18 protein-coding genes and 1 tRNA gene are annotated in these 17,548 nt (G+C 66.8%); 17 read left to right on the forward strand and 2 right to left on the reverse strand.

Features of this window, described 5'->3' with window-relative positions:
- Positions 1–757: 757 nt before the first annotated feature.
- The 9 genes from AB0E63_RS26530 (at position 758) to AB0E63_RS26570 (ending at position 9,711) form a co-directional block, all read left to right on the forward strand.
- Positions 758–1,357 carry a hypothetical protein gene (locus tag AB0E63_RS26530; protein WP_360371667.1) on the forward strand — a complete coding sequence of 200 codons (600 nt, stop codon included), beginning with the start codon at positions 758–760 and terminating at the stop codon, positions 1,355–1,357.
- 5 nt (positions 1,358–1,362) lie between these two features.
- Positions 1,363–1,920, forward strand: coding sequence for a hypothetical protein (locus AB0E63_RS26535; protein ID WP_360371670.1), 558 nt, complete (start codon positions 1,363–1,365; stop codon positions 1,918–1,920).
- A 59-nt stretch (positions 1,921–1,979) separates the two neighbouring features.
- Positions 1,980–2,891, forward strand: a complete 912-nt coding sequence (locus AB0E63_RS26540; protein WP_360371673.1) for a GNAT family N-acetyltransferase — start codon at positions 1,980–1,982, stop codon at positions 2,889–2,891.
- Between the two features lie 576 nt (positions 2,892–3,467).
- Positions 3,468–3,534: transfer RNA gene (locus tag AB0E63_RS26545), tRNA-Lys, on the forward strand.
- A 164-nt stretch (positions 3,535–3,698) separates the two neighbouring features.
- Positions 3,699–4,685 (forward strand): hypothetical protein, encoded by a 987-nt coding sequence (locus AB0E63_RS26550; protein ID WP_360371676.1) that lies wholly within the window; start codon positions 3,699–3,701, stop codon positions 4,683–4,685.
- A 115-nt stretch (positions 4,686–4,800) separates the two neighbouring features.
- Positions 4,801–5,733, forward strand: a complete 933-nt coding sequence (locus AB0E63_RS26555) for an alpha/beta fold hydrolase (protein ID WP_360371679.1) — start codon at positions 4,801–4,803, stop codon at positions 5,731–5,733.
- 121 nt (positions 5,734–5,854) lie between these two features.
- Positions 5,855–6,523: an HAD family phosphatase gene (locus AB0E63_RS26560; protein ID WP_360371682.1), complete on the forward strand. Its 669-nt coding sequence runs from the start codon at positions 5,855–5,857 to the stop codon at positions 6,521–6,523.
- Between the two features lie 168 nt (positions 6,524–6,691).
- Positions 6,692–8,020, forward strand: a complete 1,329-nt coding sequence (locus AB0E63_RS26565) for a chloride channel protein (protein ID WP_360371685.1) — start codon at positions 6,692–6,694, stop codon at positions 8,018–8,020.
- Positions 8,017–9,711, forward strand: a complete 1,695-nt coding sequence (locus tag AB0E63_RS26570) for a SulP family inorganic anion transporter (protein ID WP_360371688.1) — start codon at positions 8,017–8,019, stop codon at positions 9,709–9,711. Before AB0E63_RS26565 ends, AB0E63_RS26570 begins: the two co-directional genes overlap by 4 nt.
- A gap of 53 nt (positions 9,712–9,764) precedes the next feature.
- Here the strand turns inward: AB0E63_RS26570 and AB0E63_RS26575 are convergent, their stop codons facing one another.
- Positions 9,765–10,400 (reverse strand): hypothetical protein, encoded by a 636-nt coding sequence (locus AB0E63_RS26575; protein WP_360371691.1) that lies wholly within the window; start codon positions 10,398–10,400, stop codon positions 9,765–9,767.
- A gap of 249 nt (positions 10,401–10,649) precedes the next feature.
- Between AB0E63_RS26575 and AB0E63_RS26580 the strand changes: the two genes are divergently transcribed.
- From AB0E63_RS26580 to AB0E63_RS26595, 4 genes are all read left to right on the forward strand, one after another.
- Positions 10,650–11,261, forward strand: a complete 612-nt coding sequence (locus AB0E63_RS26580) for an AAA family ATPase (protein WP_360371693.1) — start codon at positions 10,650–10,652, stop codon at positions 11,259–11,261.
- A gap of 30 nt (positions 11,262–11,291) precedes the next feature.
- Entirely contained in the window at positions 11,292–12,425 is a 1,134-nt protein-coding gene (gene dnaN, locus AB0E63_RS26585; RefSeq protein WP_360371695.1) for a DNA polymerase III subunit beta, read from the forward strand.
- On the forward strand, positions 12,425–13,168 hold the full coding sequence (locus AB0E63_RS26590) for a YdcF family protein (protein WP_360371697.1): 744 nt from the start codon (positions 12,425–12,427) through the stop codon (positions 13,166–13,168). Before dnaN ends, AB0E63_RS26590 begins: the two co-directional genes overlap by 1 nt.
- Before the next feature lie 552 nt (positions 13,169–13,720).
- Positions 13,721–13,921 (forward strand): hypothetical protein, encoded by a 201-nt coding sequence (locus AB0E63_RS26595; protein WP_360371700.1) that lies wholly within the window; start codon positions 13,721–13,723, stop codon positions 13,919–13,921.
- Here the strand turns inward: AB0E63_RS26595 and AB0E63_RS26600 are convergent.
- Entirely contained in the window at positions 13,906–14,670 is a 765-nt protein-coding gene (locus AB0E63_RS26600; RefSeq protein ID WP_360371703.1) for an alpha/beta hydrolase, read from the reverse strand. The genes AB0E63_RS26595 and AB0E63_RS26600 overlap by 16 nt on opposite strands.
- Positions 14,671–14,837: 167 nt before the next feature.
- Here AB0E63_RS26600 and AB0E63_RS26605 point away from each other — a divergent pair, with 167 nt between their 5' ends.
- From AB0E63_RS26605 to AB0E63_RS26620, 4 genes are all read left to right on the forward strand, one after another.
- The gene (locus AB0E63_RS26605; RefSeq protein ID WP_360371705.1) at positions 14,838–15,809 is read left to right on the forward strand and encodes a LysR family transcriptional regulator; all 972 of its coding nucleotides are present in this window, start codon (positions 14,838–14,840) and stop codon (positions 15,807–15,809) included.
- A 211-nt stretch (positions 15,810–16,020) separates the two neighbouring features.
- Positions 16,021–16,377: a hypothetical protein gene (locus AB0E63_RS26610; RefSeq protein WP_360371708.1), complete on the forward strand. Its 357-nt coding sequence runs from the start codon at positions 16,021–16,023 to the stop codon at positions 16,375–16,377.
- Between the two features lie 105 nt (positions 16,378–16,482).
- Positions 16,483–16,662, forward strand: a complete 180-nt coding sequence (locus tag AB0E63_RS26615) for a hypothetical protein (RefSeq protein ID WP_360371711.1) — start codon at positions 16,483–16,485, stop codon at positions 16,660–16,662.
- Between the two features lie 81 nt (positions 16,663–16,743).
- Positions 16,744–17,487, forward strand: coding sequence for a GntR family transcriptional regulator (locus AB0E63_RS26620; protein WP_360371714.1), 744 nt, complete (start codon positions 16,744–16,746; stop codon positions 17,485–17,487).
- The last annotated feature ends 61 nt before the right edge of the window (positions 17,488–17,548 follow it).

Consider the following 17,548-nt stretch of genomic DNA (forward strand, 5'->3'; position numbering starts at 1 on the left):
CGAATTAGTGCCTTGACGGCACACTAACCAAGCCGATCACCGCAGGTCAGCGCGACCTGGTCCCCAAAAACCTGTCCAGGTGACCCAAGTCAGGTCAGAACATGGTTGATTGGGAACGGCACCAGGTGGCCGCGGATCGCAAGCGAGCAGAGCTGCAGGCAGAGGTGTCTACGTCTATGCCGCGGGGTTGCAGGAGTGGTCTGGTCAGCTGACCGTGTGCAGCCATGGTTCTTGGAAAATCAACTGGGTTTGGCCGAAGCGCCACCAGGACGACTATGACCCTGACGAAATTGCGAGGAGCGCTGCTGGCACGTACTCCTGCTGGAGGACCGGTCAGAGGCAGCACGTCAGTTCGACACTCGGCCCGACGGTCGACGATGTTGGGCAGGCGCTCGCTGAGCTGGCCGAGTCGCAGAAGATTCGGCTGGTATTGACGCATCGACGATCCAGTAAGTAAACCGCCACCGGCACGCGGGTCGAGCCGACTGAAGTGTCGGCGCTGGCGAGAGGTGTCCGACTCGCTGAGCTGCTGCTGGCGCCACCGGGTCTGCGGTGACCATGGGGCCGCGTGACCACTTCGCCTTGGGCTGGTCAGCATGAGGACAACGGGTTGTTCAGGTGGAATGGTTTGCCTGGAAATTGGCTATAGGTTCGCTCAATTGCTCGATTGAAATGATGGTGGGTCGAAATCGCTTGGGCTGATCGAGAAACTTTGAGGTTGCCCGGTGCATCTAACTGGTGTCCAAAGGGGGGCATCGTGAAATGTATTCACACCATCATCCATATCCGCAATCCGATCCGCACCGCAGTCGCCGTACTGGCGATCGCCGCAGTACCGGCGGGAGCCGTCGCTGTACCTGCGGTCGCCGGCGCCAACGCGACAACGACCGCGACTGCCGCCGGTTGTCCCACCGGCTGGGGTTCATTGCCTGAGGCAAGCACGTACACCGGCCCAGGTCACCTGACGAGCGTCCGGACCGGCCGGCACGCCTGTTTCGACCGGATCGTGTTCGACGTCAAGGGCAAGCCGTCCTGGTTCCGCGTGTTCTACGTGAAGGAGGTGTCCACGGTAGGCGAGGGCCGACCTGTCCCGCTTCGCGGCGGCGCCAAACTCGAGATCATCCTCAGCGTTCCGTCGTATGACAACGTGCACAGCACCTACAACCCGACGAACGTCGACGAGCTGACCAACGTGAGCGGCTACCGAACCTTCCGGCAGGTCGCGACCGCCGGCAGTTTCGAGGGCCAGACAACGATCGGGCTGGGAGTTCGCGCCAGGCTCCCGTTCCGCGTCTTCACCCTCACCGGCCCAGGCGCCACCGGCCGCGTCGTCGTCGACGTCGCCCACAGCTGGTGAACGCCGTGAGATCGCTACGCACCGCGCTCGCAGTCCTCGCAGTCGTTGCGGTGCCGGCGGGAGCGGTCGCTGTCCCGGCGGCCGCCACCGCCGGCACCAGCGCTTCCTGCCCCGCAGGCTGGGGCTCATTGTCCGAGGCAATGAACCGCAGCACGACCGCTGTGTTGACGAACGTCCGGACCGGACGGCACTCCTGCTTCGACCGCGTCGTGTTCGACATCTCGGGCAAGCCGCCCGGATACACCGTGCGCTACGCATCCGAGGTGTTCTACACCCACACCAACCGTCCCATGCCGCTGCGTGGCGGCGCGCAACTCGAGTTCGCCATCGACGGCAACGAGGTCGACGCGACCGGACGACCGGCTTTCCAGCCACCAAACGAGCTGGAGGTTGCCGATGTGACCGGCTACCGCACACTCCGGCAGGTTGCCAGCGGTGGTTCCGCGGAAGGCTTTACGGTGTTCGGTATCGGAGTCCGCGCCCGCCTGCCGTTCCGCGTCTTCACCCTCGCAGGTCCGGGATCAGGCAGCCGGCTGGTCATCGACATCGCTCACCGGTGGTGAATGGAGCTATGCAGCCAAGCGTCGTACTGCCAGATAGGTACATCGTCCGTGCTCCTGAATTGACCGATGCCGAGGGGATCTTCGATCTCAGGTCGGCCTACAACACGGCGGTGGTCGGGTTCGCCGATTGCACGCTGGACGAGGTCGCGGACGGCCTCGCCGAGCCCGGATTCGAGCGGGCAACCGACGGCCTCCTCGTGCTGGCGGCCGATGGGCGGCCGGTTGGCTACGCGACGACTTTCTGCAAGGGCGACGGCGTGGTGATCGAGTTCGAGGTGGTGTCGCAGGAGCAGGCGGTCGTCGCCTGGCTGGTCGATCACGCGTTGCAACGTGCCAGGCAGATGGGACGCGAGCACGGACACGCCGAGATCACCGTAGATTCGTGGGTCTATCGCGATGACGAGCTGGTGTGCGCTCTACTGGCTGATCATGACTTCGCAGCCTGTACGACGTTCCACCGGATGCGGATCGATCACACCGGAGCCGTTGCCGTGCCCGATCCACCCGCGGGCGTGGTGGTACGCCGCGGGGCGTTCGACGACACCACCCGCTGGACTGCTCATGAGGTCATCATCGACAGCTTCCGCGGCCAGTACGGCTTCGTCCCTCGTCCGCACGACGAGTGGGTCGAGGCACTCGGCGCGAGCTCGACCTTCGACTGGTCCCAGCTGACCCTGCTCGAGATCGACGGGCGGGCAGTGGCGGTGCGAAGCTGCAACGACGAGTTCGTCGAGGCCGAGAACTGCGGGTCCGTCGGCATGCTCGGCGTCCTCGAACAGTTCCGGGGGAGGGGACTGGCGAAGTTCTTGCTGCGTGACGCATTCGCCGGTGATGCGGCTGCTGGGCGGGCCGGCACGATCCTGCACGTCGACACCAACAATCCGACCCCGGCCCTCGGCCTCTACCTGTCGGTCGGCATGCGGCCCACCCTCGTCTTCGACGGCTGGCGCCGGGTCATGCCACTTCGCTAGTACCGCGCCAAGAAGCGTTCGGGTCGTAGCTTCCTGCATCCGGCCGTGGATGCTCTCGGTCCATTGGTCCCTTTCCACTGCCAGTGCGTTGCGCAAAACTGCGACCTGCGTAAACCCGGTCAACTTCAACGGTGAACACCCGCATGGACGCGGGCACGTGAGGCTTGAACCGCCCCGAACCGCCGCATTGCGTCGATGACGAGGTCCAGAGCAGTGTCGACAACACCCCAGATAACGACACTCGGTGAGAGCCGGTGCGCGGAGAGACGCCTCGTTGGCTACATCCTGGACAACGCTATTCGTGCCTAAGGGAACATGCTTTCTGGGTATCTGCTTTAGTGCAGTGCTGACTGCTCGCCGGGTTTGAGGAGGGTGGGCGAGGGTGCGGGTCGATGGCTGCCTCCCTCCGGGGGCGGCCATCCGCATTCACGCGACACCACAACGCCTCCTGGCGCCAGCTCGCTCGGCTCATCGCGTCCGGTCGGCTGGCCGTGGAACAGTTTGTGGAACGAACTGGCAAGTAACAGAGGTGCCAGAGTCGACTAAATCCGGACTCGCGTCGTGTGGCTCAAATCTGCCCCTGCCGATGCGGTCCGGCGGCCTTTTAATCCGTTGGTCGCAGGTTCGAGTCCTGCCGGGGGCGCCCACAGAACGGCAAGTCAGGCGCGGGGTGCACCTGATAGCGCAGAGCCGAGACCTCGGTCGTGGGGCTATCTGTGGTCCGGTGGTCGTAGGTGAGGTTCGGTGACCGTCCCTCGACGCTCGAGTGCGGCGATGGCCTTCGGTGAGTCGCCGTAGGGTGAGCGGGTGACTGTCGCCCGCCTGCTCGCTACTGTCCCCGCACCGCTGGATCCCGTGAACGCCGACGCTCCCGAAGTGGTGCATCGACTGCTGGTGCAGCGGGGTGACACCGAACTGGTGGCTCTCGATCTCGACTCGGGTCGCGAGGCGCGCTTCCTGGCGCCGTGGCCGCGCCGCTTCGGCACGGCGACCGTGTCCCCCCAGGGCGACTTCGCCGTGTTCGCGGGTCTGCACGCGGTTCGCGCGGTGGATCCGGCCGGAAACACCCGCTGGGAGTTGCCGCACGCCTGCTGGGGCGGCTGCGGCGCGATGCACGCGTCGCCGGACGAGTACGTCGCCGGCGAGGACCACGAGTCCGCGGACCACGGATCGGCCGCCGTGTCGGGCGACGGCAAGCTCGTCTGGGCGCATGTCTGTGACCCGGACGACGAAGCGTGGCTCGTCCTCGACGCTGCGGACGGCCAGGTACTGGGACGCGCGGAGACCGGCACGGTGGCCTCCGGCTCGTTTCATACCTCGCATCCGGACCCGTCCCGGATGAACCTGAGCATCGGTGAGGGTGAGGAGGGTTCACCCGTCTTGTCGGGTCGGTGGGACGGGCAGTTGTCCGTGGCGAAGATCGACGACGAGCTGATCCTGCTCGCGGTCAGCCCGTCCGGCCGATTGCTTACCCTCGACGTCACCCAGGAGACCCTGTCCCTGCACAACGAGGACGGCTCGGTCCGGCGCGAGCTGGACGCGACGGGCGTCCTCCCGGCGAGCACCGACGGACGGGTGTACTGGGACCTGGAGGGGGCATTCGCGGACGAGGAAACGATCATCGCCGCCGACGCTGCACAGCGGCGTCCCCGCCACTGGGTGCTCCACGACCTCACCCTGGACGACGAGATCACCTATCCGTTCCGCGTCGCAGGCCCACCGCGGTCCGCCGGCGAGGGCAGCTGGTTCACGCTGTCCGAAGACCGCACCGCCGTACACGTCTGGACGCTCTAGAGTGCTGATCGACTACAACCAGGTGTACCCGGCGTGAGGTTGGAAGCGGTCGGGTGAAAGGCGACGACGGAAATGCGGTCGGCTCACGTCGACGGGTCGCCTATCGTCATCTGTCATGTCCGAGACCTTCGTGACCTCTGGTCCGCTGCGCTTGTGGACCGAACGGACCGGAAACCCCGATCATCCCGCCGTTCTGCTGATCGCGGGCGCGTCGGCTCAGGGCCTCACCTTCCCCGACGCGCTGGTCGACCGCCTCGTCGTTCGCGGCGTGCAGGTGATCCGGTTCGACCATCGCGACACCGGGCGCTCGAGCATCATCGACTTCGACCGGCATCCGTACGGCCTGTCCGACCTAGCCACCGATGCTCTGGCCATCCTGAACGCCTATGAGCTGCCGTCGGCCAACGTCGCCGGGGCATCGATGGGCGGCGTGATCGCGCAGTGGCTGGCCGTGCATGAGCCGGCCCGCGTACGCTCCCTGACCCTGCTCTCCAGTACCCCCATGGGCCACGATCCCGGTCCGGTTACGCAACGAGCCATGGCCGGGCAACCCGCCGACCCCGACGACCTGCCCCCGCCGACCCCGCGTTACCTGCAGTACCTGGCTGACTCGGACGGCACCCCGCCGGGCGTGGTAGCCGACATAGCCATCTTCCGGGTCATGAACGGCGACGTTCGCCCCTTCGACGAACCGGCCGTCAGAGCGATGCTCCAGCGCTGCTGGGCGAGGGCCACCGACCCGTCCGCCGCCGCCCATCACGGCTTGATCGGCCGGATGAAAGGCCCGGACCTGCTCACCCCGCTGTCGACGATCAGTGCCCCGACCACAGTCGTCCACGGTGACCAAGACCCGATCTTCACGCTGGCCCACGGCGAGGCTCTGGCCGCCGCCATCCCGGATGCACACCTGCACGTCGTCCCTGGCATGGGCCACGTCTACTTCTCCCCAGGCCTTCCGGAGGAGCTCGCCGACCTGATCTCCGTGCATACCCGTGACTCGGCCGCTTCCCGAGTGGTCATGCGACGATCCTGTCCTGATTTCTGGTGACATTTCAGGCATTTACGGGGGCGTCACCGCCGTCAGAAGTACTCGACGTCATCAGCTGGTCACACCGACAGTTGGCGCTGACGGAGCTAGGCGATCGGCTCGGACCGACCCAGGGAGTGCAATGGCTGAGGTGCAGGCAGTCGTCTTTGACCTTGACGGTGTTCTGGTGGACTCCGAGCAGCAGTGGGACGAGGTCCGTCGCGGAGTCGCCGCCGAAGCCGACCGACCCTGGCCCGACGACGCGACCCGTGCATTGCAAGGTATGAGCACGCCAGAGTGGTCGGCCCACCTGACGGAGGTGATCGGAGTGCCTGGCCGGCCACAGGACGTGGCGGCCCAAGTCATCGACCGCATGGCGAGCCGATACCGGACACGGCTGCCGCTGCTGCCTGGCGCCATCGAGGTCGTCCACCGACTCGCAAGCCACTGGCCGCTGGGCTTGGCGTCGTCGTCACCGCGGCAGCTGATCGACGCCGTCCTCGAGTCTGCGAACTTGGCAAGCAAGTTCCGTGTCACCGTGTCCACCGAGGAGGTGCGAGCCGGCAAGCCCTCGCCCGCGGTCTACGAGGAGGTGGTGCGACAGTTGGGCGTGGACGCGCAACTGGCGGTTGCAATCGAGGACTCGAGCAACGGACTGCGGTCGGCTGCCCGGGCGGGGTTGCACATCATCGCAGTTCCCACCCAGGCCTTTCCGCCCGACAAGGATGCCCTCGGCCTCGCATCCGTGGTCGTGCGCTCACTTGACGACATCACCCCGCCACTGGTGACGTCGCTGGCCGATCGAAGCTAGCTACCCCGCGAATGCGGCGTCGCCCCGCCCCACCCGCTCCGCGAATCCCGAACCGTGCGGGGGGCGCTTCTGATGACTCGGGGCGCTCGGCGGCGATCATCCGGGCGGGACGATGCGGGCGGGGACTCGCGACCTGATGGTGGAGGGGCGCCTGAGGGGGTTCTCATCGTGACGATCGACGCGCCGCCGGCCGGTCCGCCGGCGATGGATCCGCAGACAGTCATCCGTTCGAAGCGGTATCTCTCGGCACTGCTGCTCGCCGCGCTCCTGGGCATTCCGATCTCGGCCATCGCCTACGGGTTCCTGGCGCTGGTCAGCGCGATTCAGGAGTACCTGTTCGACGATCTCCCGAAGGACATGTTCACCGGGGGCGCACCCGCGTGGTGGCCGGTGCCCTGGTTGGTGCTGTGTGGACTGTTGACCGGGTTGACCATCCACTACCTGCCTGGCAACGCGGGCCACTCGCCCGCCTTCGGGTTCAAGACCGGCGGAGGTCCGCCGGTCGACCGGGAGCTCCCCGCCATCATCCTGGCCGCACTGACCACACTCGGTCTCGGCGCCGTACTGGGGCCGGAGGCTCCGCTCATCGCTATCGGTGGCGGTCTTGCCGCGCTGACCGTGCACCTGGTCAAGAAAGACGCGCCGCCGATGGCGCTGACGATCATCGCGTCGGCCGGTAGCTTCGCGGCGATCAGTACGCTGCTCGGTTCCCCCGTGCTCGGTGCCTTCCTGATCATGGAGACCGCCGGCATCGGGGGTGCGACGCTGAGCCTGGTGGCGCTACCGGGGCTGCTGGCCTCCGGCATCGGCGCGCTGGTCTTCGTCGGTCTGGACAATTGGACGGGACTGGGCAGCTTCTCCCTGGCCCTCACCACAGTGCCGCCGGCGGTGGACCCGACGGTGGCCACGATGGCCTGGGCGCTGGCCATGGGCGCGGCCGGTGCGCTCCTGGGCTGGATCATCCGCTGGATCGGGCTGTCGCTGCGTCCGATCGTTCATGTGAACCGGGTGCTGGTGACAGCCGGCCTCGGCCTCGCCATCGGCCTGACGGCCATGGTCTACCAGTTGATATCCGACAACAGCTTCACCCAGGTGTTGTTCTCCGGTCAGGATGCGCTGCCCGAACTGGTCGAGGACGCCGCGGACTATTCGGTCGGCGTACTGATCCTGCTCGGCGTCTGCAAGACGCTCGCGTACGGATTCTCGCTCAGCGCGTTCCGCGGCGGACCGGTCTTCCCGTCCATGTTCATCGGTGCGGTCATGGGCATCGCCGCGGCGGGTTTGCCCGGCATGAGTCTGGCGCCGGCGATCGGCATGGGCATCGGGGCCATGTGCGCCGCGATGCTCCGGCTGCCGCTGACCGCAACGCTGCTCGCCACTCTGTTGCTCGGCGCCGACGGTGTGAAGGTGACACCGCAGGTCGTCGTGGCTGTGGCAGTGGCGTTCGTGATCACCTACGTGCTCCCCGTTCCCGGCCCGAAGGATCCGGAGGCATGAACCTGATCCCCGAGTCGTTCCGTGGGTACCAACGAGCCTGGCTGAGCCGCGACATCATCGCCGGTCTGACGCTGGCAGCGGTGGCGATCCCGGAGGTGATGGGTTACACGTCCATAGCCGGTACGCCGATAGTGACCGGGCTCTACACCATCATCTTTCCGACCCTTGCTTTTGTTCTGCTGGGTTCCTCGCGGCTGCTCGTCGTGGGCGCTGACTCGGCCACTGCCGCCGTACTCGCGGCCGGCCTGAGCGGTCTCGGCATCGCCGGGGTCACGCCCGGGTCGCCCGACTGGCTCGCCCTCACCAGCCTGACGGCGCTGATCTGCGGTGCGCTGCTGATCGTGGCGCGTCTCGTCCGGCTGGGTTTCATCGGGGACTTCCTGAGCGCGTCGGTACTGATCGGGTTCCTCACCGGCGTCGGCATCCAGGTGCTGTCCGGGCAGATTCCGGACCTGCTCGGCATCTCCAAGGGCACCGGCAACTGGTTCGAGCAGCAGTGGCACTGGATCAGCTCGCTGTCGTCGACCAGCCTGGCCACGTTCGCCTTCGGGCTGTTCACGATCGCGATCATCCAGATCTTCAAGCGTTTCATCCCGGCCGTCCCCGGTGCCGTCGTCGCCGTCGTGGTGCTGACCGCCATCTCGGCGCTGACCGACGCGCACGCCCACGGCGTGGCCGTGGTCGGTTCCGTGCAGGGCGGATTCCCCCCGATCGGCCTGCCGCCAGACGTCTCCTGGTCGGACGTGCGCAAGGTGCTGCCGACCGCCGTGTCCTGCTTCGTGCTCATCATCGCCCAGAGCGCCGCCACCTCCCGCAGCTTCGCGTTCAAGCACGGAGACGCCGTCAACATCAACCGGGACATCGTGGGGCTCAGCGGGGCCAGCATCGCCGCCGGCCTCAGTGGCACGTTCGTGGTCAACGGCAGCCCGACGAAGACGCAGATCCTCGACGAGCAGAAGGGGCACAGTCAGCTCGCCAACGCGACCATGGCGGCGGTCACTCTCCTGTTCACACTGTTCTTTACCGGCCTGCTGTCCGACATGCCCAAGGCGGTCCTCGCCGGGATCGTCTTCCTCATCGGCGTCAGCCTGATCGATGTGCCCGGCCTGCAGCGGTTGAGGATGCGACGCATCAACGAGTTCGTGGTGGCTCTGATCACCATGGTCACCGTCTTCGCCATCGGTGTCGAGCAGGGCATCATCCTCGCCATCTTGTTGTCGCTGCTCGATCTCGTCCGGCGGCAGTACACGCCGGGCGACTACGTCATCGGCCAGGACGAGGCTGGGGAGCCGACGTACCTGCCGGCCAAGCCAGGCACACAGAGCCTGCCCGGACTGGTGGTCTTCCGCTACGACGCGGCCCTGTTCTACGCCAACGCCAACCGCTTCGCCGACGACCTCGAGGCGGTGATCTCGGGTGCGCCCGACCCGGTTCGCTGGATAGCGCTGGACTGCGGCGGGATCGACGACATCGACTACTCGGCCGGAGTGACCCTGGCCAACCTGGTCAACTACTGCCGCGCTCGCGACGCCCGCTTCGTACTCGTCCGGCCGGATACCCAACTGCTCGCGACACTCCGCGCGTACGGAGTCGTCGACGCGGTCGGCGAGCACAACGTCTTCCCAACCCTGGTAGACGCCTTCCGCGCCTACCGAGCCGACCCAGAAAACAACACCTCCGCTCGCAGCTAACCCTCTCGGACGCCCGCAACCCGTCCGAGGGTTGCGGGCGTCCGAGCGCCTGGCTAGAAGGTCGCCTCGGCGGTGACCTTGGTGAACTTCTTGGTGTAGGTGCCGTCGGGGATGCAGTTCATGGTCTCGGACTGACCTGGTTCCAGGTCGCCGGTGTTGCACATGACGTGAGCGACCACCTCGTCCCCCTTGAGGAACTTGACGTCGATGAACATCGTGCTGGTCTTGTCGTCGGTGTTCTTCGCCTTGCCGACGATCGTCATACCGAAGCCCGAGTCCTTGATCTTCCAGCCGGCCAGGACTGTGTGGGAGCCGAGCTTGAACGCGGAGCCGACCTTCACCTCACACGGCGCGGACCGGTCGTCCTGGCCCTCGCAGGCGAGCTTCGGCGCCGCCGGCTGCGTCGGCTTGACCGGAGGTGCGGATGTCTTAGGCGCCACGACCTTCGGCGCTTCGGTCTTCGGGACCGCCTTCTGAACCGGCGCCGCGGTGGTGGTCGTCGCCGCCGGAGCCGCGGCCGGCTTGTCGGCGGACTTGTTGCCGCCGATCGAGCCGAGAGCTCCGATCAGAACCAGTCCACCGAAGATCGATCCGACGATGATCAGCGCGGTCTTGGTGGTGTTCTTCTGCTTCGGCGGCTGCTGCATCGGCATTTGGGCATGCGGCGGCTGCGTGTACTGCTGTGTCATTGATTTCCCCCTACAAGAGCCCGAACCCCCCTGGCTCGGCGCAGGCATCATGGGCGGAATCGCGACGCTGCGTCAACTTTTAACGTCCAACTCCTCGAAGAGGATCACAGTTTGTTACCTACCTCCCGGTAGAGGTTCTCTCAGGGAGTTCCTAGTGACTTCTCAGCGTCTTCTCGGGGCAGTGGGGCTTGCTCGTCCGTCATACCTGTACTGGCGAGTGGCGGAAGGCGTGGCGTGGTGGAGGTCGAGATGGTGGACGTGGTGGGCGTGCGACATCGGGTCGATGGGGCACGCGAGTTGCGGTATTCGGCGGACTCCGTGGTTGTCGTGGCCGGCGTGCCGGGAGCGGGCAAGAGCACGCTGTTGCGGCGGCTGTTCCCAGGGGACAGTGCGGTGCGGGTGTTCGACTCCGAGCGGATCCGGAATCGGTGGATGCCGGTGCTCGGTGTGCTGCCGTATGCGTGGTGGCGGCCGCTCGTGCATGTCACGTACTACGTGAGTGTGCTGAGAGCGATGCGGCGCGATGGCGGGCCGATGGTGGTGCATGACTGCGCTACTCGGCCGTGGGTACGGCAACTTCTCGGGTGGCGGGCCAAGAGGGCCGGACTGCCGCTGCATCTCGTCCTCCTTGACGTGCCGGGTGACGTGGCTCGGGACGGGCAGTGGGTGCGCGGTCGCATCGTACGGGCGGGAAGTATGGCGACCCATTGCCGTCGATGGCCTGGGCTGCTGGCGAAGGCGGCCGACGATCCGAGTCACGTCGTACCGGGCGCTGCGTCCGCGGTCGTCCTGAACCGGCGCCAGGCGAACCAGCTCGAGTCGATCAGCTTCGGCAGAAAACTGTCGGTGGTGAGTGATTGAGTCGTACTTCTCGTTGGGGAGGAAGTGCGGATGAAGGTTCGGGTTGGGCGTGAGGTGCTGGCCGAGGCGGTCGGGTGGGTGGCGCGTGGGCTGCCGAGCCGGCCGAGTGTGCCGATTCTGGCTGGGATGGTGGTGGAGGCCGGGGACGGGCAGGTGACGTTGTCCGGGTTCGACTACGAGAGTTCCGCGCAGGTGAGTGTGGCGGCCGAGGTCGCGGACGACGGGCGGTTCCTGGTGTCCGGCCGGCTGCTGTCGGACATCTGCCGGAGCATGCCGCGGGACTCGGTGGATCTGAGCGGCGATGCGACTCGGGTGCAGGTGAGCAGCGGGAGTTCCAGATTCGTCCTGCACACGTTGCCCCTGAATGAGTATCCGGCGCTGCCTGAGGTGCCCGCGGCGAGTGGTGTGGTCGCCGGTGATGTGTTCGCCCGCGCGGTCGCGCAGGTCGTGAGTGCCGCCGGCCGGGACGACACGCTTCCGGTGTTCACCGGGATCCGGGTGGAGATCCGCGGGGCGACCATCTCGCTGCTCGCGACCGATCGCTACCGCCTCGCCGTACGGACGTTCCCGTGGGAGCCGCTCGATCCGGACGGAGAGGCCAACGCGCTGGTCCCGGCGAAGCTGCTCTCCGACGTGGCCAAGGCGATGGCCGGTCATGAACTCACTCTCGCGCTCGGTTCAACCCGCACAGGGGACGGGTTGATCGGGTTCGAGGGTGGCGGCCGTCGGGCGACCAGCCGGCTGATCGACGGCGACTTCCCGAGGGTCCGCAGTCTGATCCCGGCAGAGGGTGCGATCACCAGCACGGTGACCGTGGACACGGCGACGCTCGTCGAGGCAGTGAAACGAGTCGCCCTGGTGGCCGAGCGGACGGCGCCGGTCCGTGTCACCTTCGCGGACGGGACGGCGACGCTCGACGCCGGGAACGGTGAGGAGGCGCAGGCCTCGGAGTCGGTCGAGGCGACGCTCACCGGTGAGCCGGTGGTTGCCGGGTTCAACGCCGGCTATCTGCTCGACGGGCTCGCGTCACTGGGCGCACCCATCGCGCACTTCGCCTTCACTCAACCAACGAAACCGATCAACCTCACCGGCCTCCGCTCTCCCGACGACAGTCCGGCCGCGGACTCGGCGTACATCTTGATGCCTATGCGACTACCGAACTGATGCCGATCGAGGAGCCGACTAGCTGGAGCGCGTCAGCTTTGGATGAGGCGCTGATCGGGCGGTTCCTGGCGCGTCGGGACCCCATCGACCGACCCGTCGACCTCGTTGTGCTGATGGGGTCCGCCGTTCTCGAGTCGGTGGAGGTCGCGGCAGGGCTGCAGCGCGAGGGCGTCGCGCCGAGGATCTTGGTGAGCGGTGGCATCGGCCACTCGACGGAACATCTCGAGGCAGCTGTCCGCAGACGTGGGCTTGACGTCGAGACGAGCGGACGACCGGAGTCGCACGTCTTCCGCGACCTGCTCATCCGGTACGACGTCCCGCCGGCGGCGATCGTGGTCGAGGACCGGTCCACCAACTGTGGTCAGAACGCGGACTTCACCCGCCGGATGATCGACGAGCCGCAGACGCTGCTGCTGATCCAGGATCCGACCATGCAGCGGCGGACCCACGCGTGCTTCGAGCGCTCCTTCGCCGACCTCCCCGGCACAACGCTGATCAGCCAGGCACCCTTCCTCCCATGGATCGGCAGTGACCACGTCAGCTCTGGTCCGGCGACGCCGGAGGTCTGGAGTCGCGAGCGGTTCCGGTCGCTCGTGCTCGGTGAGATGAGGCGGTTGCGCGACGACACCGAGGGCTACGGGCCGCGGGGGAAGAACTTCATCGACCAGGTCGAGGTTCCGGCCGAAGTGCTTGCCGCGTACAACCATCTTGTTGCCGAGCACCCCGAGTCGGTGCGGTCCTGACGTCATCTGCAAGTCGCAGTCCGGATCAGGCCGTGGACTGACGATCAGCCGGCTCTGGTGCGGTGTAGTGGGAATGTGGAACCAACTCGATCAGCCCGGCTTCACGAGATCGATCTGTTGCGGATGTGCGCGGCCGTCGCGGTGATGGCGTACCACTACCTGTTCTCCGCCTACGCCGGCGGGCCGAGGTCCGGTTCTACGCGATGATCCTGATCCTGACCTGGATCGGCATCACCCACCGCCGCGTCACGACTTTCTGTTGAGCCAAGCTGGCCGCCACCCTGATCTTCCAGGCCGGTCTGTTGCCGCACGCAACCGATCTGGTGCTGAACACCCAGTTCTCCCACTACTTCATCGCCGGGATGGCGCTCTGCCTGATCCGCCGGTATGGCGCGACGCCGCAGGCGCTCCTGATCGTCGCGCTCTCACTCGGTAACGCAATCTACCGCGGCACCGGCTTCGCGGACCGGGTCGGCCTCCGCTACCACACCGAGATTCACCGGCCGGCCGTGGTTCGCCGTCCTCGGTGCGCACACCTATCCGCTGTACCTGGTGCACGCACACATCGGTCTCATCATCTTCGAGCGGCTCGGCGACCAGGTGAATCACATCCTCCTGGTCGCCGCCACGATGATCGCCATGGTGGGCATCGCGGCCGCCCTGCACTACGGAGTCGAGCAGCCGCTAGCACCCCGCCTCAAGCGCGTACTTGAGCGCGTCCGGCCACGGCAGTTGGTTCACGCAAGGAAGTAGTCCGTCAGCGCGCGGGCCAGCGTGTCCGACGGGAGAGTGTGGAAGGTCCCGTCGTACCCTTCCACCTTTCCGTGCGGCAGCGCGGCCGCGGTCTGCTGGACTGCGTCCTTCAGCCAGTCCGGGCTGCCGTTGCTGAAGAGTGCCAGCGTCTCCTGCGGGGTTGCCGCCAGCAACGAGGTCGGTACGGCGCTGTCCCGCATCTGCAGCCCGTCGTACACCAGGGTGTGCGCGATAGCCTCCAGACCGGCCCACATCGGCGTCTCCCGGATCTGGTCGACGACCTCCTTCGGCTGCCCGACCGCCTCGACCATGAACAGTTCGGCCGCGCCACCGGGGTTCCCGGCCGCGACGAACTCCTGCAACCGCTCGAGGTACCGCTCCGGCGCCGGCGGTGCTCCGTCGACCCGGAACGGCGGCTCCATCACCGCCAGCTTCTCGAACGGCAGAGCGGCCTGCAACAGCAGCATCGACCCGGACGAGTACGCGCAGGCGAACCGGGCACCGGTCGCCGAGCGCACCGCGTCGAGGTCCTCCCACTCGCGCTCGACCGCGTACGGCAGCGTGTCGCCGGAGTCGCCGCGACCACGCCGGTCGTAGTTCACCACGGTGAACGCCGACGACAACGCCTCGGCGTCGGACACGTACCGCGAGCGGTCGGTGAACCCACCGGCCACGAGCACCAGCCCCGGCCCGCTCCCGTAGCTGTCGTACGCGATCTCGGTGCCGTCCTTCGAGGTGACCTTCTCCATCACCACACCCTTCTGTTGGGGATCCCTACTTATCCGTCGAACGGGAGCAGGCCCTAGAGACGTCCTGTGACCCACATCACAGTACGCCGAGCCCTACCGACATCCGCCCCAGCTCACTACAGTTGGTTTATGTATACAGACGACTGCACACCGTCCCGAGGTCGCTGATGCTGCTCCGCCAGCTGGAGTACCTCGTCGCCCTCGCCCGCGAGAAGCACTTCGCCCGGGCCGCGGACGCCTGCTACGTGTCCCAGCCGTCGCTGTCCGCCGCGATCCGCAAGCTCGAGCAGGAGCTCGACGTACCGATCGTCCGCCGCGGCCGCCGGTTCGAAGGACTCACCCCCGAGGGCGAACGGGTACTGCTCTGGGCACAGCGGATCCTGGCCGAACAGGACGCGCTCCGGCATGAACTCTCGATGTTGCGCGGCGGTCTGACCGGCACGCTCCGGCTCGGCGCGATCCCGACCGCGATGCCCGTCGTCTCGCTGCTCACCACCCCGTTCTGCGAACGGCACACCCATGCCCGGGTCACGCTCGAGTCGCTGTCGTCGCGGGACATCACCCAGAAGCTCGCCGAGTTCGATCTCGACGTCGCGATGACCTACCTCGACGACGACACGCTCGGCCAGGTCCGGAAGACCCCGCTGTACGAGGAGCGGTACCTGTTGCTCACCCCGAAGCACTCCGAGCTGGCGGAGTTGCCGGTGGCAACGTGGGCTCAGGTCGCCGCACTGCCGCTCTGCTTGCTCTCCCCGGACATGCGCAACCGGCGGATCATGAACGGCTACTTCACCGACGACGGCGTCACCGCCACGCCGGCGATCGAGAGCGACACGGTCTCCGGCCTCTACAGCCACCTGCACGGCAACCATTGGTCGACCGTGATCTCGCATGCGTGGCTGCACATGTTCGGAGTGCCCGACGGCATGCGCGTCGTACCGCTGAAGAGTCCCGCCCACGGACCACGGGTCGGCCTGGTTATCGCGGCTCGTAGTCCAGAGCCCGTACTGGCGCGCGCGTTGCTCGACGTCGCCCGGCAAGCCGGGGTCCACACCGCGCTCGACCAATTGCTCGACGTACATCTGATGGGTTCTGGCTATCTCGACATAGCGAGCAAGTCTTTGACCGTCGGACCGTGACGCAGCAAGTGTGGAAGTCCCTTCACTACAAGGAGATTCCACACCATGGCGAAGATCCTCTGTGTCCTGTACGACGACCCGGCCGACGGCTACCCGACGCCGTACGCACGCGACGACATCCCCACCATCGACCGCTACCCGGGCGGTCAGACCGCACCGACTCCGAAGGCGATCGACTTCATTCCGGGCGCCCTGCTCGGAAGCGTGTCCGGTGCTCAAGCTCGCGATCACGGCCGGTATCGGCTCCGACCACGTCGACCTGGACGCGGCGATCAAGCATGGCATGACCGTTGCCGAGGTCACCTACTCCAACAGCATCAGCGTCGCCGAGCACGTGGTGATGATGATCCTCGGCCTGGTCCGCAACACCTCTCATCGCACCAGGTGGTGCTCGACGGCGGCTGGAACATCCGGCTCGTCGCTGTCCGCCCAGACCCGGTACGCCGCCGGCACGCGGGAGATCCTGGAGTCGTGGCTGGCGGGTACGCCGATCCGCGACGAGTACCTGATCGTCGACGGCGGCCGCCTGGCCGGGGTGGGCGCTCACAGCTACTCGACCCGCGTGTAAGCGGGATCACGTCGTACGTAATCGGGATCACGTGAGACGCGGGCATAACCGGTCAGTACGCCTGGTTGAATGTATACAGAAGCCAGAATTCAAGGAAGGGTTGAAATGATCTTCACACGTAGGTTCGGCGCTCTGGCGGCTCGCCCGCAGTTCCCGGATGCCCCGGAGCTGCAGCACGAGCTGAACACCCCGGTCGACCTCGACGCCGAGCTCGCCCAGCTGACCGACGAAACCCGCCTGCACCACGACGACCACCGTCGCGGCGCGGACGAGTCGGCTGCCTGATCGGCGCCGAACGCAAATGTCCGGTCATGGCACTTGGTAGACTGTCTACCAAGTGCCAGGCTTAGTTCCGGGAGGGACCTCATGACGACCATCAGTGCGGGAGCGGAACCGGCGGGGGTGCGGCACGTCAAGCGGCCGACGCCGTTGCGCGAGTCCGTCTACGAGGCCCTGACCGAGATGATCATCGACGGCACGCTCGAGCGTGGGCGGCACCTCGTGGAGGTCGAGCTGGCCGGTCTGCTGGGGGTCTCCCGGCAGCCGGTGCGCGAAGCCTTGCAGCGGCTGAACAACGAGGGCTGGGTGGACCTGCGGCCGGGGTTCGGCGCGATGGTGCACGTGCCCGCGGAGGACGAGGTCGACCAGTTGCTCGCGGCTCGCGCGGCGCTGGAGTCGGAGTCCGCACGGCTCGCGGCCCGGCACGCGACCAAGGACGACGTGGCGAAGCTCCGGGACCTGTGCAAGGTCGGCACGGCGTACCAGGAGGCCGGTGACATCGACAGCACGGTCCGGACGAACGGCGAGCTGCACAGCCTGATCACGCAGATGTCCGGCAACCGGTTCCTGGTCGACTTCGCGGCCCAGGTGGATCGCCGGGTCCGCTGGTACTACACCCCCGTCGCACCCGTCCGTGGTGCCGCCTCCTGGCGCGAGCACAACCGCCTGGTGAAGGCGATCAGCGAGGGCGACGAGGACAAGTCGGCCCAGATCATGCGCGAACACACCGAGCACACCCGTAAGGCCTACCACGACCTCCAGGCGGCGTCCGAGCCGATCGAAACGCCCGACGAGGCCGCTCCTCGGAGGCGCCGCCGTACGGTGAACTGACCCACCCGACGCCGCACGCCACGCCACCTTCACACAGCCGTTGAATCACCCGGTCGGGGTG

Source organism: Kribbella sp. NPDC026596, from assembly GCF_040638415.1.
Taxonomy (GTDB): domain Bacteria; phylum Actinomycetota; class Actinomycetes; order Propionibacteriales; family Kribbellaceae; genus Kribbella.

Excerpts from the sequence above, each read along its gene's own strand:
- AB0E63_RS26560 (WP_360371682.1), top strand. The coding sequence starts at position 5,855 with ATGGCTGAGGTGCAGGCAGTCGTCTTTGACCTTGACGGTGTTCTGGTG.
- AB0E63_RS26575 (WP_360371691.1), bottom strand. The coding sequence starts at position 10,400 with ATGACACAGCAGTACACGCAGCCGCCGCATGCCCAAATGCCGATGCAG.
- AB0E63_RS26555 (WP_360371679.1), top strand. The coding sequence starts at position 4,801 with ATGTCCGAGACCTTCGTGACCTCTGGTCCGCTGCGCTTGTGGACCGAA.
- AB0E63_RS26620 (WP_360371714.1), top strand. The coding sequence starts at position 16,744 with ATGACGACCATCAGTGCGGGAGCGGAACCGGCGGGGGTGCGGCACGTC.
- AB0E63_RS26600 (WP_360371703.1), bottom strand. The coding sequence starts at position 14,670 with ATGGAGAAGGTCACCTCGAAGGACGGCACCGAGATCGCGTACGACAGC.
- AB0E63_RS26570 (WP_360371688.1), top strand. The coding sequence starts at position 8,017 with ATGAACCTGATCCCCGAGTCGTTCCGTGGGTACCAACGAGCCTGGCTG.
- AB0E63_RS26590 (WP_360371697.1), top strand. The coding sequence starts at position 12,425 with ATGCCGATCGAGGAGCCGACTAGCTGGAGCGCGTCAGCTTTGGATGAG.
- dnaN (WP_360371695.1), top strand. The coding sequence starts at position 11,292 with ATGAAGGTTCGGGTTGGGCGTGAGGTGCTGGCCGAGGCGGTCGGGTGG.
- AB0E63_RS26580 (WP_360371693.1), top strand. The coding sequence starts at position 10,650 with ATGGTGGACGTGGTGGGCGTGCGACATCGGGTCGATGGGGCACGCGAG.
- AB0E63_RS26615 (WP_360371711.1), top strand. The coding sequence starts at position 16,483 with ATGATCTTCACACGTAGGTTCGGCGCTCTGGCGGCTCGCCCGCAGTTC.
- AB0E63_RS26605 (WP_360371705.1), top strand. The coding sequence starts at position 14,838 with ATGCTGCTCCGCCAGCTGGAGTACCTCGTCGCCCTCGCCCGCGAGAAG.